General features: G+C 59.2%; 22 protein-coding genes. 10 read left to right on the top strand and 12 right to left on the bottom strand.

The genetic code is table 11. The features are described from left to right. Nucleotides 1–73 precede the first annotated feature (73 nt). From HDE75_RS26625 to HDE75_RS25570, 3 genes are read left to right on the top strand one after another with little or no spacing between them, the layout of a single operon-like run. Complete coding sequence (locus tag HDE75_RS26625; protein ID WP_221292004.1) at nt 74–250, top strand: hypothetical protein; 177 nt, start codon at nt 74–76, stop codon at nt 248–250. A gap of 8 nt (nt 251–258) precedes the next feature. Continuing rightward, complete coding sequence (locus HDE75_RS26620) at nt 259–483, top strand: hypothetical protein (RefSeq protein ID WP_311735164.1); 225 nt, start codon at nt 259–261, stop codon at nt 481–483. Next, nucleotides 480–833 carry an addiction module antidote protein gene (locus tag HDE75_RS25570; protein ID WP_183682618.1) on the top strand — a complete coding sequence of 118 codons (354 nt, stop codon included), beginning with the start codon at nt 480–482 and terminating at the stop codon, nt 831–833. The genes HDE75_RS26620 and HDE75_RS25570 overlap by 4 nt, the downstream gene beginning before the upstream one ends. Before the next feature lie 2 nt (nt 834–835). Here HDE75_RS25570 and HDE75_RS25565 read toward each other — a convergent pair whose 3' ends face one another. After that, a complete protein-coding gene (locus HDE75_RS25565) occupies nt 836–2,896 on the bottom strand; it encodes a UvrD-helicase domain-containing protein (protein ID WP_183682615.1) in 2,061 nt (686 codons plus the stop codon). Nucleotides 2,897–3,105: 209 nt separating this feature from the next. Between HDE75_RS25565 and HDE75_RS25560 the strand changes: the two genes are divergently transcribed. After that, nucleotides 3,106–3,591, top strand: coding sequence for an SRPBCC family protein (locus HDE75_RS25560; protein ID WP_183682613.1), 486 nt, complete (start codon nt 3,106–3,108; stop codon nt 3,589–3,591). Between the two features lie 20 nt (nt 3,592–3,611). Here HDE75_RS25560 and HDE75_RS25555 read toward each other — a convergent pair whose 3' ends face one another. Together HDE75_RS25555 and HDE75_RS25550 are read right to left on the bottom strand one after the other, a co-directional pair. Continuing rightward, nucleotides 3,612–4,211, bottom strand: a complete 600-nt coding sequence (locus HDE75_RS25555) for an FxDxF family PEP-CTERM protein (RefSeq protein ID WP_183682610.1) — start codon at nt 4,209–4,211, stop codon at nt 3,612–3,614. 209 nt (nt 4,212–4,420) lie between these two features. Continuing rightward, entirely contained in the window at nt 4,421–5,869 is a 1,449-nt protein-coding gene (locus tag HDE75_RS25550) for a dihydrolipoyl dehydrogenase (RefSeq protein WP_183682607.1), read from the bottom strand. 133 nt (nt 5,870–6,002) lie between these two features. Between HDE75_RS25550 and HDE75_RS25545 the strand changes: the two genes are divergently transcribed. Next, nucleotides 6,003–6,890, top strand: a complete 888-nt coding sequence (locus HDE75_RS25545; protein WP_183682604.1) for an ArgP/LysG family DNA-binding transcriptional regulator — start codon at nt 6,003–6,005, stop codon at nt 6,888–6,890. Here the strand turns inward: HDE75_RS25545 and HDE75_RS25540 are convergent, their stop codons facing one another. Continuing rightward, nucleotides 6,891–8,930 (bottom strand): primosomal protein N', encoded by a 2,040-nt coding sequence (locus HDE75_RS25540; protein WP_183682601.1) that lies wholly within the window; start codon nt 8,928–8,930, stop codon nt 6,891–6,893. A 788-nt stretch (nt 8,931–9,718) separates the two neighbouring features. Beyond that, nucleotides 9,719–10,816 (bottom strand): uroporphyrinogen decarboxylase, encoded by a 1,098-nt coding sequence (gene hemE, locus HDE75_RS25535; protein ID WP_183682598.1) that lies wholly within the window; start codon nt 10,814–10,816, stop codon nt 9,719–9,721. 197 nt (nt 10,817–11,013) lie between these two features. Here hemE and HDE75_RS25530 point away from each other — a divergent pair, with 197 nt between their 5' ends. The 5 genes from HDE75_RS25530 (at nt 11,014) to HDE75_RS25510 (ending at nt 20,192) form a co-directional block, all read left to right on the top strand. Beyond that, on the top strand, nt 11,014–12,963 hold the full coding sequence (locus tag HDE75_RS25530; protein WP_183682596.1) for a dipeptidyl-peptidase 5: 1,950 nt from the start codon (nt 11,014–11,016) through the stop codon (nt 12,961–12,963). Between the two features lie 33 nt (nt 12,964–12,996). Beyond that, on the top strand, nt 12,997–17,166 hold the full coding sequence (locus tag HDE75_RS25525) for a DEAD/DEAH box helicase (protein ID WP_183682593.1): 4,170 nt from the start codon (nt 12,997–12,999) through the stop codon (nt 17,164–17,166). 60 nt (nt 17,167–17,226) lie between these two features. Beyond that, nucleotides 17,227–17,715 (top strand): hypothetical protein, encoded by a 489-nt coding sequence (locus HDE75_RS25520; protein WP_183682590.1) that lies wholly within the window; start codon nt 17,227–17,229, stop codon nt 17,713–17,715. Between the two features lie 174 nt (nt 17,716–17,889). Continuing rightward, on the top strand, nt 17,890–19,710 hold the full coding sequence (locus HDE75_RS25515; protein WP_183682708.1) for a DUF885 domain-containing protein: 1,821 nt from the start codon (nt 17,890–17,892) through the stop codon (nt 19,708–19,710). Between the two features lie 167 nt (nt 19,711–19,877). Next, entirely contained in the window at nt 19,878–20,192 is a 315-nt protein-coding gene (locus tag HDE75_RS25510) for a hypothetical protein (RefSeq protein ID WP_183682587.1), read from the top strand. A gap of 88 nt (nt 20,193–20,280) precedes the next feature. Here the strand turns inward: HDE75_RS25510 and tatC are convergent, their stop codons facing one another. From tatC to hisF, 7 genes are all read right to left on the bottom strand, one after another. Continuing rightward, nucleotides 20,281–21,036, bottom strand: a complete 756-nt coding sequence (tatC, locus tag HDE75_RS25505) for a twin-arginine translocase subunit TatC (protein ID WP_183682585.1) — start codon at nt 21,034–21,036, stop codon at nt 20,281–20,283. Continuing rightward, nucleotides 21,033–21,575, bottom strand: coding sequence for a Sec-independent protein translocase protein TatB (gene tatB / locus HDE75_RS25500; RefSeq protein WP_183682582.1), 543 nt, complete (start codon nt 21,573–21,575; stop codon nt 21,033–21,035). Before tatB ends, tatC begins: the two co-directional genes overlap by 4 nt. Before the next feature lie 48 nt (nt 21,576–21,623). Further along, nucleotides 21,624–21,860: a Sec-independent protein translocase subunit TatA gene (tatA, locus tag HDE75_RS25495; RefSeq protein ID WP_183682579.1), complete on the bottom strand. Its 237-nt coding sequence runs from the start codon at nt 21,858–21,860 to the stop codon at nt 21,624–21,626. An 80-nt stretch (nt 21,861–21,940) separates the two neighbouring features. After that, a complete protein-coding gene (locus HDE75_RS25490) occupies nt 21,941–22,312 on the bottom strand; it encodes a histidine triad nucleotide-binding protein (RefSeq protein WP_183682577.1) in 372 nt (123 codons plus the stop codon). A 17-nt stretch (nt 22,313–22,329) separates the two neighbouring features. After that, nucleotides 22,330–22,683: a phosphoribosyl-ATP diphosphatase gene (locus HDE75_RS25485; protein WP_183682574.1), complete on the bottom strand. Its 354-nt coding sequence runs from the start codon at nt 22,681–22,683 to the stop codon at nt 22,330–22,332. Next, nucleotides 22,680–23,096: a phosphoribosyl-AMP cyclohydrolase gene (hisI, locus tag HDE75_RS25480; RefSeq protein ID WP_183682571.1), complete on the bottom strand. Its 417-nt coding sequence runs from the start codon at nt 23,094–23,096 to the stop codon at nt 22,680–22,682. Before hisI ends, HDE75_RS25485 begins: the two co-directional genes overlap by 4 nt. Nucleotides 23,097–23,129: 33 nt before the next feature. Continuing rightward, nucleotides 23,130–23,891, bottom strand: a complete 762-nt coding sequence (gene hisF / locus HDE75_RS25475) for an imidazole glycerol phosphate synthase subunit HisF (RefSeq protein WP_183682568.1) — start codon at nt 23,889–23,891, stop codon at nt 23,130–23,132. Between the last annotated feature and the right edge of the window lie 8 nt (nt 23,892–23,899).

Below are 23,899 nucleotides of genomic sequence, written 5' to 3'. Positions count from 1 at the left end.
AGGCTGCCATTGTTCGCTATTCTCGCTTCAATCACGGATAAAACCGCTTGATGCATGAGAACAAACGATTACAATGGATACGCCAACTGTTCCAATTGAAGCAGCGCCGCCTGCGCTGTCCCTGATCGACACGCGCAAGACCGCCGAATATCGCCGCTGGGAAGATAAGCTGCATGACGTGGCGGCAGCCGCCATCGACGCCCGCATCAAGAACTTGCAGCACGGTAAAAAGGCGATTGGAGTGCAGTAGGTGCAGGCGTGTGCGAATTGCGCTTTTTACAGACGGGGCCCGGATGGCGCGTGTATTTTCACGAAACCAATCTGGGAACCTTGATCTTGCTGCTACTTGGCGGAGACAAGTCGAGCCAGCAGCGCGACATCAAAAAAGCCCAGGCGATACTGAAAGAACTGAAAGCCCGGCAAGCAGCCATCCGCAAACACAAGGCAGCAGCGGGCAACTCACCAGGAGTGCGTAAAAAATGAATTCTTCCCTCAACAGCGACAGCTTCGACCTGGACGATCTCGAAGCGCTGGGGCTCACCCCCTTCGACCCCACCCAACACCTGAGCAGCAAGGAAGCGGTGGCCGCCTACATGAGTGAAATCGTGGCCACCGGCAATGCCGATCTGTTCCGCGCGGCGATGAGCGACGTGGTGCGCGCCTACGGCATGGGCAAGGTGGCTGCGCAAGCCGATATCACGCGGGAAGGCGCGTATAAAGCCTTGCGCGCAGGTAGCAAACCACGCTTCGAAACCATCCTCAGCCTGCTCGATGCACTGGGCATGCAGTTTGCCATCGTGCCCAAACCCCAGCATGAGAGCGGGGCAATCTGAGCTTATGCCTTGGGCGTATTCAACAAGGCTTTCATACGGGCCAATCGCTCCTTCGGTGAAATCACTTCCGCTTCCGTCGGCACGGCGTCGCCCACGTCGAGCTCCATTTCCTTGATAAAACGCGACGGATCGCAATGGACTTGTTCGCCGGCCCGCTTGCGCTTCTTGCACCAGCTGACGTGCAAGGTGCGCTGGGCGCGCGTAATACCGACGTACATCAAACGGCGCTCTTCCTGGATGCGCGCGCCCATCGTTTCAGCTGGTGCATCGGCATCGCCCTTGTGCGGCAAGATGCCCTCTTCCACGCCGACCAAAAATACGTGCGGAAACTCCAGGCCTTTCGACGCGTGCAAGGTGGACATGCGCACCGCGTCCTGCTCTTCATCCTTGCCCTCCAGCATGGTCATCAGGGCCACCATCTGCGTCAGTTCCAGCACGTTTTTTTCTTCGCCGTCACGCTCCTTGCCGCCACGGCCACGATCCTTCAGCCAGTTGACGAATTCCAGTACGTTTTGCCATTTGCTTTGCGCCTGCCGTTCTTCAAACGCGTCGTAGAGATACGATTCGTAATGGATTTCCTTCATCATGTCGTCCAGCACTTCAGCCGCGTTATCACCGCTGCCGGCCGGACCCGGACGGCTGGCGCGCGACTCCAGGTCATTGATGAAGTTGCAGAAATCGCGCAACGGACCCAGCTGGCGGTCCGTCAGCTTGGCTTCGATGCCCCCCTTGAACACGGCCTGGAACAGCGAACACTGCCACTGGCCTGAAAACGCGCCCAGCACTTCCAGGGTCGATTGGCCCACACCACGGCGCGGCGTGGTCACGGCGCGAATAAAAGCCGGGTCGTCGTCTTCATTGGCCAGCAGGCGCAAATAGCTGATGATGTCCTTGATCTCGGCCTTGTCGAAGAAACTCTGGCCACCGGAAATCGTGTACGGAATACGTTCCTTGCGCAAACACTGCTCGATGATGCGGGCCTGGTGGTTGCCCCGGTACAGAATCGCGTAATCGGAAAATTTGTTCTTGCGCTCGAAATGGTCGGCCGAAATCATGATGGCGACCTGTTCCGCTTCCTGCTCGTCGGTCTGCATGCCCAGCACCTTGATCGGCTCGCCCAGGCCATGTTCGGACCACAGCGACTTTTCAAACAGCTTCGGGTTGTTGCCGATGACGGCATTGGCCGCGTTCAGGATGCGCATGGTGGAGCGGTAATTCTGCTCGAGCTTGATGACGCGCAAATCGGGGAAGTCCGTCTCCAGCGTTTTCAGGTTTTCCACGGTGGCGCCGCGCCAGGCATAGATCGCCTGGTCGTCGTCACCCACGGCCGTAAACATCGGCTTTTTACCGATGCCGGTCACCATCAGTTTCACCAGTTCATACTGGCACGTGTTCGTATCCTGGTATTCATCGACCAGCAGGTAGCGCAAGCGGCGCTGCCACTTGTCGCGCACGGCGCCGTTGTTGCGGAACAATTCCACCGGCAGACGGATCAAGTCATCGAAATCGACGGCCTGGTAGGCGGACAAGGTGGCCACATAGCTGCGATAGATGCGCGCCGCATTGGCCTCGTCCTCATCCTTGGCTTGCGCCAGCGCCGTATCCGGGTCGATCAAGCCATTTTTCCACAGCGACATGGCGGTCTGGATCTGGCGGATGATCTGTTTATCGGTGGTGATGGCCAGGTCTTGCACCAGCGAAAAACAATCGTCGCTATCCATGATGGAAAAGCGGTCTTTCAGCCCCACGCCATTGGCTTCCTGGCGCAAAATCTTCACGCCCAGTGAATGGAAAGTGGACACCGTCAATTGCTTGGCTTGCCGTGGCTGTTTTAACAGTTTGGCGATGCGTTCCTGCATTTCCAGCGCTGCCTTGTTGGTGAACGTCAACGCAGCGATGGTGCGCGGGTCGTAGCCCCGGTCTTCGATCAGGTGGGCGATCTTTTGCGTGATCACCCGCGTCTTGCCCGAGCCAGCACCCGCCAGCACCAGACACGGGCCGTCGAGATAGGTAACCGCTTCGCTTTGGGGAACGTTAAGACCGAATTGTGGCGCTTTGGACATCAGGGTATTTCCGGAGGGAACAGCAGCCCATTGTAACAGTCTCGTGCATGCTATTTGCAGTCTGGGCTGCGCCCAAAAAGAGGGCAATGGTATTGATAAATAACGCATTGCCATCATCTTGGCCGATTGCATCTGTGCGGCAAAGCCTGGCCTGGAGTACCATTCCGCCTATATCGCCCCTGCGTTCCAACTTACCAAATGGCAGCCCTATGAAATTTGAACACCTGATAGAAATCAACGATCCACTCAATCCGCTGATCGACACCCTGAGCCTGGAGCAAGTCTGGCGCGGCCTGGTGCTGCGCGCGGAATCGCCAAAGCTGTTCGTGCCGCATCTGGACGAGTGCCAGATCAGCGAGCGGGGCGGCAGCGGCTTTTCGCGCCGCCTGCGCTACGGCGAACTGGTGATCGAAGACAAGGTGATCCTGGTGCCGCAGATGCAGGTGCGCTATGAAGTAGCGGCGCAGAAAGATATCAGCGCTTCGTCGCTGGTCATGACGATCGAGATGCCTGATGAAGCAAGCCTGTGGGTACGGTTCCAGTACGACGATGGCCACGACGCCGCCACCGATGCGGCCAACGCCATGTACGATGAATTCCGCCGCTCTGCCTATCAGGAATCGGATATCGATACGGTACGTATCTTGCGTGAACTGGCGGCCGAGGGCCGCCTGGATACGGATTTGCTCAATTAATTTGCTCAGCTAAGCCTGCATCAGGCAACTTGCCTGCCTGATTTGCGGCGTGTCATGAAGCCCAGCAAGCCCAGGCCGGCCAGCAGCATGGCATAGGTTTCAGGTTCGGGTATCACTGCTACTTGTACCTCGTTGATACCCCAACCCTCGTCGCCCAGGCCCTGCGCATTGCCCGCGTAGGAAAACGTGATCGAATTAGTGCCATAAACGAACTGGATAGGAAGACTGAAATCGGCCGTGCCACCTGCGCCACGGCCGTTCGACACGGCATTCACAGTGGCATTGTACGGATTAAAGTAAAACACATTATTGCCACCGCCACCCAGGTCCCAGCTACCCGACAACACGGTGACTCCATTGACCTGCAAGCTGAAAACATCGGTATATCCATTCCCGTCGCCGTCCAGCGTCCCATAACCCTGAAGCTGGAAATTCAACCATCCCGGGCCAGACTTGGTGGAAAACGTATCGGTGAGCTGGCCCGGGCTGGCTAATGCCCCCAAGCCACTGTGGTTGGTATTAAATGCTGTGTAGATATAATACTCGGGGTAGGGAAACGAAGTGGCCTTGGCCGATACGGTAGCGGCCAGCAACACTATCAGGCAGATCAGTTTTTTCATCGCTAAGCTCCAATGAGATTGTAGTCATAGCCTATGTCTGAAAAACGGAAAACTAGCGCAAGCGCGCAGATATTTGCCATCCATGGTAATCGTATTTCTGTAAATAATAGTAAGTATTTTTGACAACAAAAACAACTGTGCACTGGCTATTTACACAAATAAATTACCATTAATACAACGACACTGGAAACTTAAACGACGAGCAATCATCAAGGTCCCGGCGTGCAATCGGCACAGTCAGCCACATGCTCAGGTTCCGTATCGAGATGTACCACCAGCGTGCGCAGCGCAGTACGTACGCCTTCTTCGATGACGGGGTGGTAAAACGGCATGTCGAGCATGGCGGGTACCGTCAGTTCTGCCTGACAAGCCCACGCCAGCAAATGACCGAGGTTTTCAGCACGCGGACCGATCATCTCGGCGCCCAGGAAACGCTTGCTGCCGAACTCCGCGTAGACGCGCAGCAGCCCCTGGTTTTGCAGCATCACGCGGCTGCGGCCCTGGTTGCTGAATGACACGCTGCCCATGGCAAAGTGGCCCGAATGGCTGATCGACAATTGCTGGTAAGTGGCGCCCACGGTAGCGATCTGCGGCTCGCTGAAAGCAATCGCCAGCGGCGTGCGCCGCAGGCCCGGCGTCACTTGCGGATAACGCGCTGCATTGTCGCCCGCGATGCGCCCCTCGTCGGCCGCTTCCGGCAACAGCGGCAGCTCGTTGTCGGCATCCCCGGCGATGAAAATCGAACTAGTGCCGCATTGCATGGTGTGCTTGTCATACACGGGGATGCCATGACGGTCGAGCTCAATCTGCGCCTTTTCCAGGCCAATATTGTGCACATTCGGGCTACGCCCGATGGCGGCCAGCAAGTACTCGAAAGACTCGGTTTTTTCCTGCCCCTCGCCATCGCGGCTGGTGACCAGCACGCCGATGCCGTCTGACGCCTTTTCCACCTTGGCCACGCTGGTCTGGAAGCGGATGTCGAGTTCTTTTGCCAGCACCGTGGCTGCTTCCTGCAAGACCAGCGGATCAGTCAATTGCGCCAGCTTGCTCCCGCGCGCAAACACCGTCACGCGCACGCCCAGTCGGGCCAGCGCCTGGCCCAGTTCCAGGCCGATCACGCCACTGCCCACTACCGCCACCGAAGCGGGCAAATCAGTCCAGTCGAACACGGCGTCGCTGTTGATCACGCGCTCGCCCGCGACCTGCCATTCGGGCGGCACGATGGGCGTGGAACCGGTAGCGATCACCACGCTGCCCGCTTCGACGATGGTATGTTGATCCACCTGCAATTTGTTTGGCGCAAGGAAGCGCGCATGGCCCTGCAGTTTTTCAACATCGGGAATCGCTTCGACCCCTTCGAGCACGAAGCCGACAAAGCGGTCGCGCTCGCTACGCACGCGTGCCATCACCTGCTTGCCATCGATACGTGCGGGGCCAGGATATACGCCAAACGCGGGCGCGGCTGCCACCGCATGTGCCGCTTCAGCGGCGGCGATCAGTAATTTACTGGGCATGCAGCCCACGCGCGCGCAGGTCGTGCCGTAGGGGCCGCTTTCTATCATCACCACACGCTTGCCATCGAGGCGCGCCGCCCTGTGGGCCGTCATGCCTGCCGTACCGCCGCCGATCACGGCCACATCCACTTGTATCGTCTTCATGTCTCTGCCCATCCCGCTGTGTTGGTGTGTTTGCGAGCATCGATACTACTCTTTTGCCGAAAATAAGGTTTTACTTTACGGCAACACATGCATTAGTATTACTAATCATTCTCAAAATTTATAAGCACCGCTAATGGGATCACTCGATTATCGCGCGCTGGCCGTGCTGGACGCCGTTGCCAGCCATGGCAGTTTCGACAAGGCCGCCCTGGCTTTGGGCATCACCCAGTCCGCCGTCTCGCAGCGCATCAAGGCGCTGGAAGACGCCAGCGGGCGCTTGCTGATCATCCGTGGCCAGCCGGCCGTGCCGACGGGTCTGGGCCAACGCCTGATCGTGCATCACCGCAACGTGAAATTGATGGAAGCATCGCTCGATATCGACCTGGGCAATAGCGTCAGCATGCCGGAAATCGCCATCGCCATCGATGCCGACAGCCTGGCTACCTGGTTCCCCGACACCTTGCCCGCGCTGCTGGCGCCGCCCCGCTGCCAGCTCGACGTGCGCCTGGCCGACAGCGATGCCGCCCTGCAAATGGTGCGCGACGGTAGCGTGTTTGGCTGCGTGGCGGCGGCCAGCACGCCAGCCGATGCCGCGGCGGCTACCAGCGTGACGCCGCTGGGCACCTTGTCGTATGTCTGCGTAGCAACGCCCGTATTTGCGGGGCACTGGTTCGGTGATGGTTTTTCGCGCGAGGCGGTATTGCTGGCGCCAGCCGTGGTGGGCCAGCATGGCTTGCTGGCGCGTTTCCTCAGCGAACAACTGGGCATGCGCGAGCCCTTCCCGCATCACACCTTGCCGGTGGAAAGCGCGCGCCGGGCCTGCCTCCAGAATAACCTGGCCTATGGCTTGATGCCGCAGCGGCTGGCCGCGCAGGCGCTGGCCACGGACAGGCTGGTGAACTTGCTGCCGGGACGTACGCTGGACCTGCCCCTGAGCTGGCATGCCTGGGCGCTCGATACGCCATTTACCAAGTTGCTGTCGGAACAGATCATCAAGGCTGGCCGCGATTATCTGGACTGATTAAATATCGAGCGGATCGACTTCCAGCGACCATTTCACGCGCGTCTTCATGGCCCGCAGCACCGTCAGCCATTCTTTCAGGAACGCTTGCAGCGCCGGCCGGGAAGCGGACTCCAATAGCAGCTGGGCACGGTCCACATTGTAGACGCGCGTCATGCTCATCGGAATCGGATCATTGATGGTGATCTGCGGATGGACCATGCAATCCTTGGCCGCCTGCAAGAACTCGATGGCGGTGGCCAGTTCCGGCGCTTCGGCGCGCAGCAGGGCCTGGAACAGATACGGCGGCAGCGCTGCCTGGGCCCGTTCTTCCAGCAGGCTGGTGGCGAAATGATCGTAATCGTGGTTGACCACGGCGTCGTACAGCGGATGGCGCGCATAGCGCGTCTGTATCAGCACTTCGCTAACGCTGCCGCCTTCCGTCTGCGCGGCGCGGCCAGCCCGGCCCGCCACCTGCATCAGCTGCGCAAACAAACGCTCGCTGGCCCGGTAATCCTGTGAAAACAGGGCCGTATCGGGATTCAAAATTCCCACCAAGGTCAGTTTTTTAAAATCGTGGCCCTTGGCCACCATTTGCGTGCCGATCAGGATATCGACTTCGCCGCGGTGCACGGTGTCGAAGGCCTCTTGCGCGCTGCCCTTCTTGCGCGTGGAATCGGCGTCGATGCGCAGGATGCGCGCTTCGGGAAACAGTTGCTGCAGCCCCTCTTCCACCCGCTGCGTACCGCGTCCCAGCGGCTGCAGATCGACGTTGCCGCAAGTAGGGCAATGACGGGGAATCCGCAATTCCAGGCTGCAATGATGGCAGCGTAAACGGTGCTCGGGCTTGTGCAGCACCATGAACGAGGTACAGCGCGTGCAATTGCTGATCCAGCCGCACGATTCGCAGCAGATCACGGGAGAGTAGCCGCGCCGGTTCAAAAACAGCAGCGATTGCTCGCCGCGTTCCATGCGCAACTTCAGGGCTGCCACCAGGTGCGACGTGAGGCCGTCTTTCGGCTTGTCGCGCTCCATGTCGAGCACTTTTACGCGTGGCAAGACGGCATTTTTGACGGCCCGTTCGCGCAATTCCAGCTTGCGGTAGCGTCCTGTCTGCGCGTGGTGCCAGCTTTCCAGCGACGGCGTGGCCGAACCAAGCACGATAGGAATCTGCAATTGCCAGGCGCGCCACACGGCCAGATCGCGCGCCGAATAACGCAAGCCTTCCTGCTGCTTGTAGGAAGGATCGTGTTCTTCGTCGATCACGATCAATTTTAATTTCGGCAAGGAAGCCAGCACGGCCAGGCGCGTGCCCAGCACGATGCGCGCCTGGCCCTGGTGCGCGGCAAGCCAGTGCAGCATGCGTTCGCCTTCCGACAGGCTGCTGTGCAAGGTAGCGAGCATGACGCCGGGAAAACGTGCGCGTATATTGCCTTCCAGCTGGGGCGTGAGGTTAATTTCCGGCACCAGGATCAGGATCTGCGCGGCGTCTTCGCGCGCCAGCACCTGTGCGCAGGCTTGCAGATAGACTTCCGTCTTGCCGCTGCCCGTCACGCCATACAGCAAGGTCGGCTTGAACCCCTGCGCGCCACCGATGGCGTCAGCCGCTTCCTGCTGGGCCGGGTTCAGGGCCGGCATGTTCAAGGGCGTGCCGTCATGGGTGTCGGGCAACTTGGCCAGCTTCTTGATGGCGCGGTCCAGCGCCACGGTGGTCAGGACGCGCAAGTTTTTCGGCAATCCGGGCAAGGCGACTTCACCGAGCGGACGCTGATAATAATCGGCGGCAAAGGCAGCCAGCGCCAGCCATTCGCGCGACAGCGGCGCCAGCTGCGAGCGCACGGCCAGCACCTCCTTCAGCTTTGCATCGGGCACATCCGTGCTATCGGCGATGCCGACGATCAGTCCGGCCACTTCGCGGCGGCCAAACGGCAGCAGCGCCAGCTGGCCCACCTGCGGCAGCGGCGCATCACCGTCGCTACGCCAACGATAGTCGAACACGGCGTTCAGGGGCGTATCGAGCGCGATTTGAAGGATGCACTGCCTGAATATGCCCTGCGTCATGAGTCTTGCCTATCTTGATAAAAAAATCGCGCACGGCGATGCCACGGTCCACGCGCCAGCCGGCCATGATACTTGGTCTATCCATCGAATACCCAAGTACGCGTGCTGGCAGCTGCGCCGGGGAAAAACAGGCCACCCGCCGCCTGAAGATAATTCTGTGGATAACTTTGTGGACAAAGCAAAATTAACTTCCAGAATAATGTGGATATAAAATTTTCATCCGCGTCAAGGGGGGCACGAAATAAAAATTAAGCCTTTAAAATCAGTCACTTGAAAATCCACTCCCCGGAGAGGAAAAATAACTGGACTCTGCCGGCTTCTGTGCATAACTGAACTATTCTTAAAAATTTTTACGCCATAATGACGGCAATCGATTGCAACTATGGAAAGCAAAAGCTTGCCAAAATCATCATGCAATGCAACATAAACCTCAAGTGAAACCTTAACAGTGACGCTAAGTGCCGGTTAACAAAATACTTTTCTTTTTTATCCACAGAATCTGTTGATAACTTTGTGGACAAGGAAGGAATAAGGCATCTAGCCCGGAGAACAACCTTGCCAGATACCGCCGGACATGCCCGGACAATAAAAAATTACGCCTTACAAATCAAACACTTGCAACACCTCCCCGGGCTAGGATTTTTCACTGCCTATTATTTCCGCAGTAAAAAAAATTGTGCATAAGTCGCCCTTGCATGTTGCAGTGCCAAATAAAAAAGCAGGCTTCCCGAGGGAAAACCTGCCTTGGCATCGCCGGGCGCCGCCGGCGCCCGTGCTGAACGGCTTGCTTATTTGGCCACTGCCTGGCCACTGCGCATGGCGCGGCTCATGCTGTGCACGGCCTCGACCATGGCGGCCACCGATTCCGGCGGCGTAAACTGGGAAATACCGTGGCCCAGGTTGAATACGTGGCCGTTGCCTTCCGCTGGCGCACCAAAGGCGTTGAGCACTTTAGCCACTTCGGCGCGGATCTGGTCCGGGCTGGCGAACAGGATGGCAGGGTCGAGGTTGCCCTGCAAACCGACTTTATGGCCCACCAGCTGGCGCGCACGTGTCAGGTTGACTGTCCAGTCCAGACCCACGGCGTCGGCGCCGATGTCGGCGATCTGCTCGATCCACTGGCCACCACCCTTGGTAAATACGATGGCGGGAATCTTCACGCCATCCTTGTCGCGTTTCAATTGCGCCACCACTTGCTGCATATAGGCCAGCGAAAATTCCTGGTAGGCGCCATCGGCCAGCGCACCGCCCCAGGAATCAAAAATCATCACGGCTTGCGCGCCGGCATCGATCTGCGCATTCAGGTATTGCGCCACCGAGGTGGCGTTGATCGCCAGGATGTGGTGCATCAGGTCCGGGCGGTTGTACAGCATCTTCTTGATGGTATGGAACTCTTTCGAGCCGCCGCCTTCCACCATATAACAAGCCAGAGTCCATGGGCTACCGGAAAAACCGATCAACGGCACGCGGCCGTTCAATTCCGTGCGGATTTGCGTGACGGCATTAAAAACGTAATCGAGCGAGGCCAGGTCCGGCACTTGCAAGGCTTTGACGTCTTGCTCGGTGCGCAGCGGACGCTCGAACTTGGGGCCTTCGCCATCGGCGAAATACAGGCCCAGGCCCATCGCATCAGGCACCGTCAGGATGTCGGAAAACAGGATGGCGGCGTCGAGCGGAAAGCGCTCCAGGGGCTGCAAGGTGACTTCGGTGGCGTAATCGGGGTTCTTTGCCAGGCCCAGGAAGGAACCGGCCCGCTCGCGCGTGGCGCGGTATTCGGGCAGGTAGCGGCCCGCCTGGCGCATCAGCCACACGGGCGTGTGCTCGGTCGGCTGGCGCAACAAGGCGCGCAAGAAAGTATCGTTCTGGAGCGGAGCAAATTGTGGCATAGCGGGCAATCGGGCTTGAAGAAGCAGTATTATCGCATCCAATCGATGCTGAATCATTGATTCCAGTGCTCGTTTGCAGCATTTGCCGCATAGACAATAGCTTTCACTGTCCCGTCCCTTCCATTATGATGATGAACGCCGCCACGCTGCACCACGCCGCCGGGCGGCGTTCTCGCCCACCACCACACGGAGCCTGCATGACATCGATCCCATCCCGTACGACCGCCCCTTACGGCGCCTGGCCTTCGCCGATCAGCGCCGCGCTGGTGGCCGCTGGCGCCTCGCCACTGACGCAACTGGCCCTGGGCGGCGCGGATGGCAGCGATGTTTACTGGCTCGCTGGCCGCGCCAGCGAAGCGGGCCGTAATACCTTGCTGCGCCAGCGCGGCGCGCGGGTTGATGAATTGACACCGGTGCCGTTCAATGTGCGCACGCGCGTGCATGAATATGGCGGCGGTGCCTACGTGGTCGATGGCGATACCGTGTATTTTTCACATTTTGCCGATAACCGCCTGTATCGCCAGGCCGGCGACAGTGCGCCCGAAGCGTTCAGCGCCGGCGGCACCACGCGGCATGCCGACTTCATCGTCGACCATGCGCGCAGCCGCCTGATCGCCGTGCGCGAACAGCATCCCGAGCTAGGCCACGCCCATCCTGAAAACAGCCTGGCCGCCGTACAGTTTGATGGCAGCGAAACGGTGCTGGCGCGCGGCCACGATTTTTATGCGGCGCCGCGTTTGTCGCCCGATGGCAGCCAGCTGGCCTGGATCAGCTGGGACCATCCGCGCCTGCCGTGGCAAGGCACGGAGCTGTGGCTGGCCGACGTGCACGCCGATGGCAGCCTGGGTTCGCCGCGCCTTATCGCCGGTGGCGAGCGTGAATCGATTTGCCAGCCGGAATGGTCGCCGAATGGCTTGCTGCACTTTGTTTCCGACAGCAGCGGCTGGTGGAATCTATACCGGTTGCATGGCGCCGATATCGAGGCGCTGTGCCCGATGGAAGCGGAATTTGCCACGCCGCACTGGACCTTCGGCGGCTCCATGTACGGTTTCCTGTCGTCCGACGAGATCATCTGCACCTATATCCAGCAAGGGGTCAGCCACCTGGGGCAATTAACCATAGGCAGCGCCAAGCTGGAAACCATTGCCCACCCGTACCAGGAGATCCGCGAACTGCGCGTGGGACCGGGCTTTGTGGCCTTGCTGGGTGGCAGCCCTACCATCGCGCTGGAACTGGCCCGTATCGACTTGTCGAACAATGAACTGGAAGTGCTGGCCCAGTCGATTACCGAGTTGCCTGCGCTCGACTACCTGTCCGTGCCGCGCAGCCTGAGTTTCCCCAGCAATCACGGCCGCACGGCGCACGCCTTCTTTTACCCGCCGCACAATGTGGACGTGCAGGCGCCCGAGGGCACCTTGCCTCCTGTCATCGTCATCAGCCATGGCGGCCCGACCAGCATGGCCAGCAACACCTTGAAACTGGCGACGCAGTACTGGACCAGCCGCGGCATCGGCGTGCTGGACGTCAACTACGGCGGCAGCAGCGGTTTCGGCCGCGAATACCGCGATGCGCTCAAGGGGCAATGGGGCATCGTCGACGTAGAAGACTGCATCGCCGGCGCACGCTACCTGACCGCCCATGGCCTGGCCGACCCGGAACGCCTGATCATCCGTGGTGGCAGCGCGGGCGGGTTCACCACCCTGTGCGCCCTCACCTTCCACGATGTGTTCAAGGTGGGCGCCAGCTATTACGGCGTATCCGACCTGAAGGGGCTGGACCTCGATTCGCACAAGTTCGAAGCACGCTATACCGATTACCTGATCGCTTCCCAGCCACAAGCCGAAGTGCTGTACCGCGAGCGCTCACCGATACACCACACGGATAAATTGTCGCGTCCCATGATTTTCCTGCAGGGCCTCGATGACAAGGTAGTGCCGCCGCAGCAATCCGAGCTGATGGTCGACGCCTTGAAGGCGCGCGGCGTGCCGGTAGCCTATGTGCCATTGGAAGGCGAAGGCCATGGTTTCCGCAAGGCAGAAAACATCGTGCGCACCCTGGACGCGGAGCTGTATTTTTATCAGCGCGTGCTGAAACTGACCACGCCTGCCGGCGAGGCGCCTGTGCACATCGATAATCTGCCTGCCTGATTTTTTTCACCGTCACACCAACGCGGAAGCCGCATGACCGACCAGCATTTGCTCACCGAATTTAACGCGCTGGAACAGCACGACAAAATGATTTTGGCCTTGCTGGCCATCGCTGGCGAGCCGGTCGGCAAGCATGCCGTGTATGAACATTTGCAGCGCGCCAATGTGGTCGAACCGGACGGCACGCCATTCACCCTGGCGGTCGTCACCGGCATGCTGCAGCGCCTGGCCCGTCTGGCGTATGCGGAAGAAGTGGTGGGACGCGGTTTTGCCTGCGCTGCCAGGCTGCGCTGGCCCGCCATGCACGCCGCTATCGAACACCTGGTGTTTCGCGACCTGTGCCAGGCTATCGAGCTGATCAATCCCGTGCGCCGCAACTGGGATGGTTATGTGGAATTGCGCAGTTACCGCCAAGGCGTGGCGCGTTTGCGCATTGCATTGCTGCGCAATGACGAGAGACGCCAGGTGGCCGCCATCCTGGCCGCGTGCATGGCCTGTTATGAAGCGCAGCAACTGCATCCGCTGATCGAGATTTTCGGCCGTCCATTCGAGCCGGACATGTTGTCCTTCGTCGTGCCCCAGCTGCAAGATGAAATCCTGGCCGTGCTGCTGGCCCATGCACCGCGCGAACCGGCAACGGCGCAAGCCATCCGCAGCTATGCACGTACACATTACACACACCAGACCGACGCGGGCGACCATATCGCCGCCGCCCTGCCGCTGGCCCTGGCCGAAGACGCCATGCTGTGCGGTGAGCTCGACAGTGCAGCACAATACCTGGCAGGCCAGCAAGGGCCGCAGGCGCTGTTTATCGATAGCAGCATTGCCGTCTTGCGCGGCGAACACATGCACGCCATGGCGGGCTTTGAAACAGCCTTGAAGGGACTACGCAAGGAAAGCGGCAAACGCAAGCTGTGTTTTACGGGCATAGGCGGCCACCTGTATGTGCTGGCCTTGTTGCGCAGCAATGACGCCAAGGCCTTGAAAGCGGCGGAAAGCTATCTCGATATCGCCCTGCACGCGCAGCCCAACCATGACAGCGTGGTCTACCAGCAACTAAGCATGCTGCGCCAGGTGCGCGCCGGTACCATGCAGGCGGACATCATTCCTACGCGTAATTGGGAAACGGGGCTGCAGGCGCAACTGTTCCAGGCCTTGCTGTACTACTGGCTGGCCCTGCCGCAATTGAGCGAGCGCAAAGCCCAGTTGCATGCGCTGGTGCAGCACGCCGATAGCGCCGGCTATGACTTGATCGCGGCGCAAGCAGCCGGCCTGCTGGGCTTGATGGGTGAACCGGTACAGGAGCGTTATGCCACGGCCAAGCGGGCGCAACACGGCTTGACGGACATGGCGCCCTGGTTCGAGCGCCAGGAAGCTTGGCAGCGCCAGCTGAGCGCCCTGATCAATCTGCAGCAAAACGCCCCACTTGAAACGCCGGCCAATATCTCGCGCCTGGTGTGGCTGGTAGCGTTCGATGCGCGCCATGGCATCACGGAAGTGGAAGTACGCGAGCAGAAACGCGATGCCCGCGGCGGCTGGAGCAAGGGCCGCGCCATGGGCTTGAAGCGCCTGGCCGAAGAAGCTAACGAGATCGATTTCCTGTCGCCACAAGACGCGCGCGCGGCTGGCAGCATTTCGCCCTTCAAACAATATTATTCGTCGGCGCCCCGCTATGAAATCGAGCCCGACAAGGCGGCCGTGCTGCTGGTCGGCCACCCGCTGGTATTCTGGCTCGATGCGCCCGAGACGCGTGTGGAATTGCTGGCCGGCGCACCTGAACTCTTGATCAAGTCGCATGGCGGCCAGCTGTGGCTGGGCTTGCAGCCGCCGCTGCCCGACAATGGCAGCAGCGTGGTGGTGTCCAAGGAAACGCCGACCCGGCTGCGCGTGGTGCACATACTGGACGAGCACCGGCGCATCGGCGCCATCGTCGGCACAGGCTTGTCCGTGCCGCTGCATGCGGAAAAACAAGTATTGCAGGCGATCAGCGCCATCTCATCGATGGTGACCGTGCAATCCGATATTGGCGGCGGCGCCAGTGACGCCGAAGTCATCACGGCCGACCCGCGCCTGCACGTGCATCTGCTGCCCTACAGCCAGGGGCTGAAGATGCAAATCCTGGTGCGCCCGCTGCTCGACAATGGCGCCTATTACGCGCCCGGCAGCGGCGCCGAAAGCGTGTTTGCCGACGTGGCAGGGCGGGCCGTGCAGGCGCGCCGCGACCTCAATGCGGAACGCGAAGCGCAGCGCCAGCTGATCGGAAAATGCCTGGTGCTGGAAGAGGCCGAGGAAGAGCACGGCGAGTGGCTGCTGGGCCAGCCTTCGCTGTGCCTGCAGCTGCTGGTGGAACTGCAGGAACTGGATCCGGCCGGCATCGTGCTGGCCTGGCCCGAAGGAGAATCGTTCCGCGTCTCCAAGCGTATCGAGAGCGGCCAGATGCGCCTGAACATCAAGAGCGAGAAAGACTGGTTTGCCGCCAGCGGCGAAGTGCAGATCGATGAAAACAAGGTGATGGATTTGCGCGCCCTGCTCGACTTGATGCAGAACAACAAAAGCCGTTTCGTAGCCCTGGGCGACAACCAGTTCCTGGCCCTCAGCGATGAATTGCACCGCCGTTTATCGGAACTGGCAGCGTATGGCGAAACCCACGACGATGGTGTACACGTGCATCCGCTGGCAGCGTTCGCGCTGGAAGAGCTGGCCCATGATGCGGGCGGCGTGAAAGCCGACAAGCTGTGGCGCGAGCACTTGCTGCGCCTGCGCGAACTGGACGAGTACCAGCCGCAATTGCCCAGCACCTTGCAGGCGGACTTGCGCGACTATCAGCTGGCCGGTTTCACATGGCTGGCGCGCCTGGCGCACTGGGGCGTGGGCGCCTGCCTGGCCGATGACATGGGCCTGGGCAAGACTTTGCAGGCGCTGGCCTTGATCCTGGCGCGCGCGCCGAATGGACCCACGCTGGTGGTCGCGCCCACCTCCGTGTGCATGAACTGGATCAGCGAAGCGCAGCGCTTTGCGCCCACCTTGAAGGTCAAACTGTTCGGCAGCGGCGACCGCGCCGGCATGCTCGACAATGTGGGAGCTTTCGACCTGGTGGTGGTCAGTTATGGCTTGCTGCAACAGGAGGCGGCCATGTTTGCCGGCGTGCACTGGCATAGCATCGTGCTCGATGAAGCGCAGGCGATCAAGAATGGGGCCACCAAGCGCTCGCAAGCGGTGATGGCGCTGCAAGGCGACTTCCGCATGGTGGCCAGCGGCACGCCGCTGGAAAACCATCTGGGCGAATTGTGGAATCTGTTCCGCTTCATCAACCCCGGTTTGCTGGGTACGCTGGACCAGTTCAACCTGCGCTTTGCCGGGCCGATCGAGAAAGACCAGGACAAGCGCGCGGCAGCTGGTGCGCGCCTGCGTTTGCGGCGTTTGATCGCACCGTTCATCTTGCGCCGGACAAAGACGCAAGTGCTGTCGGAATTGCCATCACGCACGGAAATCGTGCTGGAAGTGGAACTGTCGCCGCAGGAAACAGCGCTATACGAATCGCTGCGCCGCGAAGCGCTGGAAAAGCTGGCCATGGTGGAAGGACCGGCTTCGAAAAAAGCCATCCAGATCCTGGCCGAAATCATGAAGCTGCGCCGTGCCTGCTGCAACCCGCAACTGGTGGCGCCGGAACTGGGCCTGGCCAGCAGCAAGCTGGCAGCCTTCGCGGAACTACTGTCGGGCTTGCTGGAAAACCGCCACAAGGTATTGGTGTTCAGCCAGTTCGTCGATCACCTGAGCCTGATCCGCCAGCATCTGGAACAGCATGGCGTCAGCTATCAGTATCTCGATGGCGCCACGCCCATGCAGGAGCGCAAGCGCCGGGTCGATGCCTTCCAGGCGGGCGAAGGCGAAGTCTTCCTGATCAGCCTGAAAGCAGGCGGCATGGGCATCAACCTGACTGCAGCCGATTACGTGATCCATATGGACCCGTGGTGGAACCCAGCCGTGGAAGACCAGGCCTCGGATCGCGCCCACCGCATGGGACAATTGCGCCCGGTGACGATTTACCGCCTGGTAGCGAAACATACGATCGAGGAAGGCATCGTCGAATTGCACCAGCACAAGCGCGACCTGGCCGACAGTTTATTGGAAGGCAGCGACGCAGCCGCGCGCATGTCGGCCAGCGATATGCTGGGCATGTTGCAGGAAGGGCTGAAGAAGTAAAAAACACAAGGGCAAACCCCTTCCATGCGATGATGATTTTCCTTTTTTCTTTCCAGCACCATGACCGACTATATCGCCACCACTTCCGGCCAGCGCGCCACTTTTCTTTGCGGTAAATCCTGGACAGCTTACGCCGGCACTTTCGTGCTGGCCGTGCTGCTTTTCTTTGCCGCCCTGCCGCTGGCCTTCAAGTACAACTCGCGGGCCGCGCTGGTGGTGCTAATCGGCTCGGCGCTGATCGTCGGCTACCGCCTGCTGGTGATCCGCAGCGTGCAGCTGTATTACGACGAAGCAGGCGTATGGCTGGCCTCGGGCATCTTGCCGTGGAAGAAAAAGCTGCACGGCGTGAAGTGGCGCGACATGGATGAGGCTAGCTACGAAAGCAATTTCTGGAGCTGGCTGTTCCGCTCTTATACGGTACGCATCAGCCAGCGCTATACCAAGGAGACTGAAATTTTCGCCAGTGGCATGGCGCGCGGCAAGGATGCCGTGGCCAGCGTGAATGCGCGTCTGCAAGAAATGATAGGCAGCCATGCCGTCACCTTGTAGGCGCTAGCACAATTTCCCAACCGCAAAAATCTGCGCAGGCTTGGTAATTGATGCTAATCTTTGGGCCGTCCAGGCAAGCAAACCCACGTTAAAAATAATTGTTTGTTACTTATATTGTCAGGTTTTTATTCACTGATTTTTACAAATAACCAAATAATCAAGAGATTTGAGATGATGAAGAAGAATAAAGTTGCAATCGCTGCATTGATGATGGCCTTCACGATGGCGCCCGCCAGCGCTGCCAAGAAACCGCAAAAACATGGCAAGGCAGCCGCCAGCGCCAGCAAGAAAAAAGCCGTGGCAGCCGCCGCACCCGTCGCGGCAGAAAACAGCCGCGACCGCGCCATGAATAATCTAAGCGGCCAATTCCTGACGGCCCTGTGGCGCATCGATCCGGAAGCGGCGATTTCCGTCGGCAAATATGATGGCGCTGCCAACCTGACGATACCCGACGCAGCCAACCGCCAGGCGCGCCTGGCCTTCATCGATGAATGGCTGGACAAGTTCGGCAAGCTCGACGGCAGCAAAATGTCGCCCAAGCAGCGCACCGACCTGGCGCTAGTCACCAACAAGCTGCAATCGGACCGCTGGTATCTGACCACCTTCCGCGATTTCGAGTGGAATCCGGCCGAATACAACGTGGCCAGCACGATCGACTTTATCCTCAATACGGAATATGCATCCCAGCCGCAGCGCCTGCGTACCTTGCTCAAGCGCATCGCCACCGTGCCGCAATACTATGCGGCGGCGCGCGCCAACATCAATCACCCGACGCGGGAACACACCCAGCTGGCCATTGCGCAAAGCGCGGGCGTGTTGAGCGTGCTGGACGACCTGAACAAGACGGCGCAAGCGTCGATCCTGACGCCGACCGAGAAGCAGCTGTACAACGTGCGCATCACTGCAGCAAAGACGGCCGTGCAAGGCTATGCCAGCTGGCTGGGCGAGCAAGACGCCTTGCTGGCGCAAAACGGTGCGCGTTCCTTCCGTATCGGCAAGGAATTGTATGACCAGAAATTTGCCTACGATATACAAGCCGGCGTCAGCGCGGAGCAGATGTACCAGAAGGCCCTGGATGAGCGCGAAAAGCTGCTCACGCACATGGATAGCCTGTCCGACGAACTGTGGACCAAGACCATGGGCGATACGCCGAAACCAGCCGACCGCACGGCCAAGATCGGCATGGTGATCGACAAGCTGTCGAGCAATCATGTGGCGCCTGCCGACTTCGTGCCGGAAATCCGCCGCCAGATTCCCGAACTGCAAGCCTGGGTCACCAGCCACAACCTGCTGACCATGGACCCGAAAAAGCCGCTGGTGGTGCGTGAAACGCCGGCCTATCAACGCGGCGTGGCTGGCGCCAGCATCGAAGCGCCCGGCCCGTACCGTCCGCAAGACCGCACTTATTACAACGTGACGCCGCTCGATGGCGAAACGCCGGAACAGCAGGAAAGCAGTTTGCGTGAATACAATCACTGGATCTTGCAAATCCTCAATATCCACGAAGCCATTCCCGGCCATTACACGCAGCTGATCTACGCCAACAAGTCGCCATCGCTGATCAAATCCATTTTCGGCAACGGCGCCATGGTCGAAGGCTGGGCCGTGTATGGCGAGCGCATGATGCTCGAGTCCGGTTATGGCGACAATGCGCCAGAAATGTGGCTGATGTACTCGAAGTGGAATTTGCGCAGCGTCACCAACACCATCCTCGATTACAGCGTGCATGTGCTGGGCATGACGGAAGAGCAGGCGCTCGACTTGCTGACACGCCAGGCCTTCCAGACCCCGCGCGAGGCGAAAGAAAAATGGCGCCGCGTCCAGCTGAGCTCCGTACAACTGACCAGCTATTTCAGCGGTTTCAGCGAAATCATGGACTTGCGCGAACAACGCAAGCAAGCCTTGGGCAGCAAGTTTGTGCTGAAGGATTTCCATGAGCAATTCCTCAGTTACGGTAGCGCACCGGTGAAAGTCATCAAGGAATTGATGCAGTAAACAAGACAGAGAATCGTTGGAAAGGGCGCTGCGGCGCCCTTTTTCATGGGCTTGTGCGTTCGTAAACCCAATGCTGGTACAAAGGACTACGCTCCTTGATGCCATCACCAACTATGCGGCACTGGCATTTGCCACTTTTTCTGCTAGGCTGAAAGGCAGGGAGCATCATGAACATGACCATCCAATTCGATACGCTCGATTACGCCAAAAAATTATCCTCTGCCGGTATCCCCGCACCGCAGGCGAAAGCCCATGCGGCCGCCTTGGGCAATGCGCTGGCGTCGTCAGCCGTGGCACGCGGTGAACTGTCTGCACTGGAACAAAACCTGCTGTCGGCAATCAAGTTCGGTGAACAGCAAATCCATGGCCAGCTCGAACGCATGGACTTGCGGCAAGGGGCAGACATGAAACATGTCTACTGGATGATGAGCACCCTGATCCTCTTGAACCTGGGTATCTTGAGCAAATTGACGTTGCAATAGCGTGCTGCAATAGCGTTCTGGGCTATCCATGAAAAAAGCCGCTGCTCCTCACGAATGCAGCGGCTTTTTCACGTCAGCAGCTAGAAACTCAGGAAGCTTCTTCCGGCGCTTGTGTGGCTTTCACAAAGATAGGCGCCACCAGCAAGCCCAGCTCAAACAGCAGCCACATGGGGATGGCCAGCGAAAACTGGCTGACCACGTCTGGTGGCGTCACGATGGCGGCGATCACGAAGGCGCCGACGATCACATAAGGGCGCATTTGCTTGAGCTTGGCAATGCTGACCAGGCCCATGCGCACCAAAATCACCACAACCACCGGTACTTCAAAGGTGGCGCCAAACGCCAAACACATCGACATGACGAAATCGAGATAATTTTCGATATCAGGCGTGACGGCAATCGAAGCAGGCGCGAAATTGCTAATGAAGTGAAACACGCGGCCAAACACAAAGAAATAACAGAAAGCCACGCCGGCGATGAACAGCAGCGACGAGGAAATTACCAGCGGCGCAATCAGGCGTTTTTCATGCGTGTACAAGCCAGGGGCGATAAACGCCCACAGCTGGTACAAGACCCAAGGCAAGGAAACAATAAAGCCCAGCAGCAAAGTCACCTTCATGGGAATCAGAAAGGGTGACACCACGCCGGTGGCGATCAGTTTCGAGCCGGCCGGCAGCGCGGCCAACATGGGCTCGGCGATGAAGTCATAGATGTGCGCGGCGCCTGGCCAGTAAAACAGCACGGCGCAGACGACGGCAAAGCCGATCGAGGCCTTCACCAGGCGGTTGCGCAGCTCGACCAGATGCGAAATAAACGTTTCTTCCAACGGGGCTTTGTTACTCATGAGTAAAAGGACGACGAGGAAGTGGTACTACGGGGACGGAAGCGGGCCACGCGCGCCGCGCCTGATTGCACATGCATCTTGCCGCCATGGCGGTGTTTGTACCAGCCAGGCACGGCCGAATTGCGCACCAGTTTTTTACGGCGGAATTCGCGCGCCTTGCGGGCCAGCTCATCCTTGGTGGCGCGCAACATCGCTTCATGCGCATCGCCACCCGGCTCGCCATAATGGTCGTTATTGCCGCGCCAGCTCTCTTCCATCGAAGAAATATTGCCAGAAATGGAATTTTCAAGGCCATGCATGGATTGCTCCACACTTTGCTTGACGGAATGGGCCGCGTCCTGCACTTCCTTCTGCAGATTTTTCAGCTCTTCCAATTCGATTTCACGGGTGACTTCGGATTTCACCTGATTCAGATAGCGCTGTGCGCGGCCATACAAGGTGCCGGCCATACGGGCCACTTTCGGCAACTTTTCAGGGCCGATGACTATCAGGGCAACCACGCCGATGATGGCGATTTTAGAAAGACCGAGATCGATCATAAGCGTACAAGTGCTGTGGCTGGGCAGGAAACTGGCCCCGCCCGGCTATCAGAACTTGCTTTTCTCTTTCGTATCCACGTCGATCGTGGTTTTGTCGGCCACTTGCGATGGCGTGGCAGGGGGGGTGTTCGCTGGCGGGGTTTCATCCTCGCCCTTGACGCCATCCTTGAAGCCTTTGACGGCCTTGCCAATATCACCACCGATATTGCCCAGTTTCTTGGTGCCAAAGACCAGCATCACAATGACCAGAACGATCAGCCAGTGCCAAATACTCAATGAACCCATCATATTCTCCTTGCCGGACGGCGCCCGGATCGCATCAAACTATGCAGACAGTATACACGCGAACCCGGCGCGCAGCGAAATCAGTGCTGGCCGCGCCAGGGACGCGGGCCGCCATACACATGCATATGCAGGTGATACACCTCTTGTCCGCCATCGGGACCGCTGTTGATCATGGTCTTGAAACCGCCCGATGGGGTGCCATCGGCGTCGTAGCTGACGGCGCAGCCGAACTCGGCGGCCAGTTTCGGCGCCAGGCGCAGCAGCTTGCCCAGCACTTCCGTATGGCTGTCGTCGCACTCGGACAAGGTCGATACATGGCGTTTCGGAATCAGCAGCAAGTGCACGGGCGCGGCTGGATTGATATCCTTGAAGGCCAGCAAGTCATCGTCTTCATACACGACGGTAGCAGGAATTTTTTTGGCAGCAATTTTGCAGAAAATACAGTTATCCACGCACACTCCAGAATGTATCAGGGTTGATCCAGCGCATCCTTGCGCGCTGCTTTTTCATCGAGACCGGACAAGCCTTCGCGGCGCGCCAGTTCATCGAGCACCTGCTGCGGCGTCAAGTCGAACTGGGCCAGCATCACCAGGCTATGAAACCACAGGTCGGCGCACTCGTACAACACTTTCGACGGATCATTGTCGCGCCGCGCATCCTTGGCGGCCATCACTGTTTCCGTCGCTTCCTCGCCAATTTTTTTCAGGATTGCATCGTCGCCCTTGGCAAACAGCCGCGCCACATACGAGGTGGCGGGGTCGCCGCCATTGGCCAGCTTGCGCGATTCGATCACGGCGGCCAGGCGTTTCAAGGTTTCACTCATTTTTTTGCATCCGCGTAGATCGTTTCCGGGTCTTTCAGCACGGGATCGGTGACTTGCCACTCGCCCGTTTTTTCATCGCCTTCGAATTTCTGGAAGAAACACGAATGGCGGCCCGTATGGCAGGCAATGCCGCCCGCCTGCTCGATCTTCAGCAAGACCACGTCTTCATCGCAATCGAGGCGGATTTCCAGCACTTTCTGCGTATGGCCCGATTCTTCCCCCTTGTGCCACAGTTTCTTGCGCGAACGGCTCCAGTACACGGCTTCACCGAGTTCTACCGTGCGCGCCAGCGCGTCGCGGTTCATCCAGGCAAACATCAGCACGTCATTGCTGCCCGCTTCCTGCGCGATCACCGGCACCAGGCCGTGCTCGTCCCACTTGACCTTTTTCAGCCACTTTGCATTGCTAGACACAATAGTTCCGTTTTGCATGTTATTCATATCCTATCAGCTCAAACGCATGGGGATGCCCTGCTGCGCCATGAAGCGCTTGGCTTCCTGCACCGTGTGCTGACCATAGTGGAAAATACTGGCCGCCAATACGGCGTCGGCCTTGCCTATCTTGATGCCGTCTGCCAAGTCCTGCAAGCCGCCCACGCCGCCCGAGGCGATCACGGGAATGCTGACCGCATCGGACACGCCGCGCGTCAGGCCCAGGTCGAAGCCCACCTTGGTGCCGTCGCGATCCATGCTGGTGAGCAAGATTTCTCCGGCACCCAGGCTTTCCATTTTACGCGCCCACTCGAACGCATCAAGGCCTGTGGCATTGCGCCCGCCATGGGTAAACACTTCCCACTTGCCGGGCGACACCTGCTTGGCGTCGATGGCGACGACGATGCATTGCGAGCCGTGCTTTTGCGAGGCTTCATACACCAGTTGCGGGTTCGTTACGGCCGAGGTATTGATGCTGACCTTGTCGGCGCCCGCGTTGAGCAGGCGGCGCACGTCTTCCACCACGCGCACGCCACCGCCCACCGTCAGCGGAATGAAGACTTGCGAGGCGACCGCTTCGATGATGTCGAAGATCAGGCCGCGGTTATCACTTGACGCGGTAATGTCGAGGAAAGTGATTTCATCGGCGCCCTGCTCGTCATAACGGCGGGCAATTTCTACCGGATCGCCCGCGTCGCGCAACTCCGTGAAATTGACACCTTTGACGACGCGGCCATTCGTCACGTCCAGGCAGGGAATAATTCGTTTTGCAAGCATGATGATAT

Origin of the sequence: Janthinobacterium silvisoli, assembly GCF_014200725.1 — a bacterium.
Lineage (GTDB): Bacteria > Pseudomonadota > Gammaproteobacteria > Burkholderiales > Burkholderiaceae_D > Janthinobacterium.
The sequence above is the reverse complement of the archived record's forward strand: the minus strand, read 5'-3'. Positions and strand labels throughout refer to the sequence as shown.